The sequence below is a fragment of the Marinobacter antarcticus genome (genome assembly GCF_011049865.1).
Classification (GTDB): Bacteria; Pseudomonadota; Gammaproteobacteria; order Pseudomonadales; family Oleiphilaceae; genus Marinobacter; species Marinobacter antarcticus_A.
This window is the reverse complement of the sequence record NZ_DRGY01000045.1, coordinates 1-5,694: the sequence shown is the minus strand read 5'-3', so window position 1 is coordinate 5,694 and position 5,694 is coordinate 1. Positions and strand designations below refer to the sequence as shown.

Genomic DNA, 5,694 nt, shown 5'->3' with positions numbered 1-5,694 from the left:
GGCTATGACACCGGCTTCAACTACGGTGGAGAGGCTTATTTTGACAATATGCGCAGTTTTTTTACGGGCAATGGCTTTGATTCGATCATCGATCAACTGGACTACGACAACCCCACTTTCACCGGAAGCTGGGGGGTCAGTGATGAAGATCTGTTCGCCAAAGCACATGACGATATCCAGAAGCTGCACGCAGCCGGAAAGCCTTTTTTCCGCCTGGTGTTTTCGTCGTCCAACCATACGCCGTTCGAATATCCGGACGACAGAATAGAACGCTATGACGAAGAGAAAAATACCGTCAACAACGCGGTTAAATACGCAGACCATGCCTTGGGTGATTTCATCGACACCGCACGAAACAGCGACTACTGGAAAGACACAATCTTCCTGATTGTTGCGGATCATGATGCGCGGGTGTGGGGCGATGAGTTGGTCCCCATCAAGAATTTTCACATCCCCGGGCTGATACTCGGAGCCGATATGGGTAGCCGGCGCATTACAACGTTAACAAGTCAGGTTGACCTTGCGCCCACGCTGCTGTCACTGATGGGTATCAGCAGTGAGAACCCCATGGTCGGTCGTGATCTGGTGAGGTTTCCCGACGCACCCGGGCGCGCGATCATGCAGTTCCACGACGACTACGCATGGATGGACGGCGACTACAACGTGACGATATTGCGCCCCGATAAAAAACCGCTGGCTGGCGTTTATTCGCCGGATACCGGGAGTACCCGATACCTGGAAGGCGCGCCCGACAGTGCCGCCATAAAAAAGGCACTGGCTCATGCGCTCCTCCCGCTGAAACTGTATCGAGAACGAGCCTATGGGCTATCCGAGTAATATACTCAGATAAGGCTATGAACGTGGATTACGAATTCCGTGCCTTCGTTGTCCGATTGCGCAATCTCCAAATCCCAGCCCAGGCGCTCGCATACCAGCCGGACAATCAGCAACCCAAAGGTGGTGTTGCTGAATCCTCCGGTGGCGGAGGTGATTGCGCTAGGCACTCCGATAGCACGCAGGTGCTCGGTAACGTTGATCGGCAATCCGGATCCAAAATCTCGCACCGAAATTCTGTTCTCGACCATGCGAACCTCTACCTCCGCATGGGTATGACGCAGAGCATTTTGTAATAAATTCCGCAGTAACATCCGCACCAGGGCAGGATGGGTTTTGATTCTCAACCCCGGATTGTCGTTGTAAACAACAATCCGCCCTGCATGATCCGGAAGCCCCTGTTCCAGATCGTCAATGGTGTTCTGCACGATCTCTTGCAGCACAACGGCTCTGGCGCTGCCCTTGGCCACCTCGCTGCGGGCGAGTTCAAGCAAAACCTCTGTGTCGTCCCGCATGGTTTGCATGGCTCGACGAACACGAGCAAGGGTTTTCTGGTCGGCGGGCGACAGGTTCTGACGCTGCTCCAATACATTCAAAGCGCCACTCATCACCGCCAGCGGTGTGCGAAGTTCATGGCTGGCCAACTTTACAAACGATTTCTCCCGTTCGATATGATGTTCCAGTGCAAACAGGAATCGGTTAAATGCCTCGGCAATGTCGCAAAATTCCTGATCGCGGTAATCCGTGTTGATATGCGGCATCGCAATTCCGGGGGCGGTGTTCAGAACTTCACGGGTCAGATTCTTGAAAGGACGAACTAGGTACCGGGCGCCCGTTCGGGCAACAAAAAAACCGATAAGGAGCATAAAACCGGCCACACAAACCAAGGCAAGCTGAACCAGAGATGAACGGTTTTCCATGATGGTAATGTCTTGGGCCAGGAATAGTTTGCCGTTAGGGGCTTTCAGTTGCACTCCGTATACCAGCAGAGTTATATGGCCTACCTCGATTTCCCGGGAAAATGGCAGCGAGTGACCCCGAAAATAGGTTGGCAGTACAAGGTCTGCCGTCCCTTCCGGCAGGAAAACAGCCTCCAGGTGGGCCGTTTTTATCGGTCGAAAATTTCCTTCCTGAAGTTGTTCGGTGAAATACTTGGCGTCTGCCTTCAATTCCAGGCCCAGGATAGTGTCTTCAACGTCATCAACAAACACCTCAACAACAAACATGGAGGTGACGGTCGTAGCCATAATCAGAAGAAACAGGGTTCGCGCCAGGCGCGTGGTTAAAGATGACTTCATGGAGTATCGGTGTTCTCTTTCGCTGGAACTTCCAAATGTATCCCCGCCCGTGGATTGTTTTTACCAAACCGTTGCCCAGGCCTGCCTGCAGGGATTTTCGAAGGGTATAAATGTGCGTCCGGAGGCTGTTAACCTCCGTCTCGCCATGGCGGACTCCCCACAGAACATCACTCAACGCCCCATGGCTGAGAAAACTCGGGTATGCTCGATCCAGTAATTCAAAAAGCCGCGCTGGCGTGCCAGACAACACTGTTGTCGATCCACGCAACTCCACCTCCAGTGTACCCGAATTGAACCGAACACCACCAACTGCCAAGACCGGTCGCTGCGGCGCGGCCGCAATGAACCCTGCCCCTGCGGTAGTGGGAAAAAGTTCAAAGCGTGCTGTTTGTAATTTAACCGCCCTTACGCGGACTGAGTCTCTGTTTCCTCGTCAAGCTCTAAAGGCTCACGCCCCGGAAGAATACCGCTTAACAACAGCGCAACCAAAGAACCTGTGGTAATGCCAGAAGACAATGCCACCTTGGCAAATTCCGGCAGGTGGGCTAGCAGTTCCGGGCGCACCGTTACCGCCATACCAGCACCAATGCTGACGGCCACAATAATACTGTTGCGCTTGTTGTGCTCAACACGGCCCAGAATATTAATACCGGCAGAAATAATCATCGCAAACATGACCAGACCAGCACCGCCCAGCACCGGCAGAGGAATGGACACCACCAATGCACCGATAACCGGAAACAGGCCAGCCAGCACGAGCATTACGCCCGTAATAGCAACCACATAGCGACTGGCAACACCTGAAAGGGCAACAATACCAACGTTTTGCGAGAACGACGAAAAGGGTGTGGTGGAGAATACCGAAGCCAGGGCCGAGCCCAGACCATCACACAAAATGCCGCGGGATAGCTTCTTACCCGTCAGCTTGCTTTCAGTGGCATCGGACAAAGCCAGGAAATCACCGGTAGATTCCATAATAGTCACCAGATAGGCCACGCTCATGCCAAGAATGCCACTGATGGGGAAGCTTAACCCGAAGTGGAACGGGCTAGGCAAAGCGATAATAGCGGCCTCTCGAACCGGGCTGAAATCCACCAGCCCAAGAGCAATACATAATACAAAACCGATCACCATGCCGATAACAACCGCAGCGGCCGCGAAAATACCACGCCCCCACTGTGCCATGACAACGACTGTAGCCAGCACAAACAAGCCAATCATTAAGTTACCGGGCGAGGCATAGCCTTCAGACCCCACCTGCCCGCCAGCAAACCAATCCACAGCCACCGGAATCAGAGACAGGCCAATCAGAGTAACCACCGTACCCGAAACAACGGGCGGGAATAGCTTGCGAATAAACGGCATAAAAAAGCTGCCGATAATCATAACCAACGAAGCCACCAGGGCAGAACCCAGAATACCGGCCACGCCATACTCAAAACCTATGGCAATGGACACACCAACAAACGTAAAACTGGTTCCCATAACGCAAGGCAATCGGATACCAACAGGGCCAACGCCTTTACATTGCACAATAGTGACAACACCAGAAACCAGCATAGCCGCGTTAATCAGCACCACCATGTCCTCAGTAGGCAATCCCAGCACCCCGCCTACCACCAAAGGTACGGCAATAATGGCACCCAGTGCCGCCAGTAAGTGTTGGGCAGCAAGCAAAACAGAGGTCGCTAACGGTGGCTTGTCTTCAACTTGGTAAAAGAGTTCCATTGCGGGCTCCTTGAGTAGTGAACAACCAATCCCTCTAAAACCCCTTATTCATATTTGCATACAGGCTTTTAGCGAAAAAGGATGACGAGAGTTGACTACCCAGGCACTGTTTTGTGTACACATGAATGGATAATCATGTATACAAATCTAGCAGAGGAAGTGGTATTTCGCCACGCTGAAAAAAATTAAAACAAATACCAGGAACCGCCTGAACCAGCAAAGCAAAACGACATGAATCCCCCGAGGTTTCATAGGCACCTTCAAGCCTTATAATGAAGGCACCCGGGAGGTCCAATGAGTAACTCACGCTACACCGAAGAATTCAGAATCGAAGCCGGCCCACGCGTGTGGTTAAAGATGACTTCATGGCGTGTTCAGGTTCTCTTTCTCAGGAACTTCCAAACTGTATCCCCGCCCGTGGATTGTTTTTACAAGCCCGTTACCCAGGCCTGCCTGCAGGGATTTTCGGAGTGTGTAGATATGGGTACGAAGGCTGTTCCCCTCGGTTTCCCCGTGGCGGGCGCCCCACAAAGCTTCACTGAGAGCTTCATGACTGAGAAAACTTGGATACGCCCGCACCAGCATTTCAAACAGCCGGGCCGGGGTGCCTGTCAACGCCGTTTTCAATCCACGCAACTCCACTTCCAGTGTACCCGGATCGAACCGGATATCACCAGCCGATAAAACAGGCCGCTGCGGAGCGTAGCGCCGGTGCAGAGCTTCAATACGCAGTTGCAGCTCACGCAGTTCAAACGGCTTCACAAGGTAATCATCCGCCCCGCAATCAAACCCCTTTTCCTTGTCATTCAGAGCACTGAGTGCGGTCATCAAAATGATAGGGGTCTGGCATTGCAGGTCTTGCCGGATACGCTGGCAAATTTCATAACCATTGACGCCCGGCAACATCAGATCAAGCACGATAACGTCGTAACTCTGCGTGGCGAGCAAATGCAACGCGGTTAGTCCGTCAGCAGCGAAGTCCAGCACGTAGCGATCTTCGCCCAGAAATTCGAACAGATTTTCCGCAAGGTCCACTTGATCTTCGACAATCAACAGTCTGAGCGAAGATTGGACCGTATTCTGGCGAAGAACTTGGTTAGATGTCATTCGAGCGAACTCCGTTGGCGTCAGACACCGGTTGCTTATCACGGAGCAATCCCTCAATGACCAACAATTGATAACGATTATCTTCCATTACTTTTCGAGCTGAAGCGGATAAATCCGTTACCTGGTCATTCGACCAGTCTCGGGGAACCGCAACATACAAGCGCTGAAATGAGTTAGCCGCCTGCAAGCTGTGCAAATCGCTCTTGGCCACTTCAAGGGCCATTCCGTCTGAATAAAATCGCGCTGAAAATGGCAAGTCATCAAGATAGATTAAGGGACTGCTGTTGGCGTCCTTGGCCCCCTGATAATAACGTATCAGTGGCTTCTCGGTCTTGATTGGCGTCCAACCTACCACCGCCAGGCCCACGAACGCGGTCAATAATACCGGCACCAGCGCTACCAACCCAACCCGCATCCGGGATGACCAGTAAGACTCGCATTCCGAAGCCCAAAGGCCAATCAAAATGGCCGTAAATGGCAGCGAAGGTAATATGTAGGTCCAGAGGGTATTGCCGGCGAGCGTGAAAAATAACATCGGGGCCAACGCGCTCAACAGCAAAAAACGAAAGCCGGGATTAGACAGTGTTTTGCCCGTCAAGCCGTTTCGACGCCGCCGAAACCACGTTAGCGCCAGACTCACCAACGCAACAACCCCCCAGGGGAACGAAGCCCACAACCAGAACATCCAGATCATGCCCTTGGGCCGGTTATGGGCACTGCCGTAAAG

At 52.6% G+C, this 5,694-nt stretch carries 5 protein-coding genes and 2 pseudogenes; 2 read left to right on the top strand and 5 right to left on the bottom strand.

The window, feature by feature from the left end:
• Positions 1–837 (top strand): LTA synthase family protein (locus ENI00_RS05675; protein ID WP_304100131.1); only part of this gene is annotated, 837 nt, incomplete at its 5' end.
• A 5-nt stretch (positions 838–842) separates the two neighbouring features.
• Here the strand turns inward: ENI00_RS05675 and ENI00_RS05670 are convergent.
• Both ENI00_RS05670 and ENI00_RS05665 read right to left on the bottom strand, forming a co-directional pair.
• Positions 843–2,132 carry a sensor histidine kinase gene (locus ENI00_RS05670; protein WP_304100128.1) on the bottom strand — a complete coding sequence of 430 codons (1,290 nt, stop codon included), beginning with the start codon at positions 2,130–2,132 and terminating at the stop codon, positions 843–845.
• Positions 2,047–2,382: a helix-turn-helix domain-containing protein gene (locus tag ENI00_RS05665; RefSeq protein WP_304100134.1), complete on the bottom strand. Its 336-nt coding sequence runs from the start codon at positions 2,380–2,382 to the stop codon at positions 2,047–2,049. The genes ENI00_RS05670 and ENI00_RS05665 overlap by 86 nt, the downstream gene beginning before the upstream one ends.
• 45 nt (positions 2,383–2,427) lie before the next feature.
• On the opposite strand from ENI00_RS05665, the pseudogene ENI00_RS18720 reads away from it, so the two are divergent.
• Positions 2,428–2,526 (top strand): annotated as a pseudogene (locus tag ENI00_RS18720) (SEC-C metal-binding domain-containing protein); the annotation flags it as partial.
• 11 nt (positions 2,527–2,537) lie between these two features.
• Here the strand turns inward: ENI00_RS18720 and ENI00_RS05660 are convergent.
• The 3 genes and pseudogenes from ENI00_RS05660 to ENI00_RS05650 form a co-directional block, all read right to left on the bottom strand.
• Positions 2,538–3,860: a nucleobase:cation symporter-2 family protein gene (locus ENI00_RS05660; RefSeq protein WP_304100125.1), complete on the bottom strand. Its 1,323-nt coding sequence runs from the start codon at positions 3,858–3,860 to the stop codon at positions 2,538–2,540.
• 363 nt (positions 3,861–4,223) lie between these two features.
• Positions 4,224–4,967 carry a response regulator transcription factor gene (locus tag ENI00_RS05655; RefSeq protein WP_304100123.1) on the bottom strand — a complete coding sequence of 248 codons (744 nt, stop codon included), beginning with the start codon at positions 4,965–4,967 and terminating at the stop codon, positions 4,224–4,226.
• Positions 4,957–5,694 (bottom strand): annotated as a pseudogene (locus ENI00_RS05650) (glycosyltransferase family 39 protein); the annotation flags it as partial. The pseudogene ENI00_RS05650 and the gene ENI00_RS05655, both read right to left, overlap by 11 nt.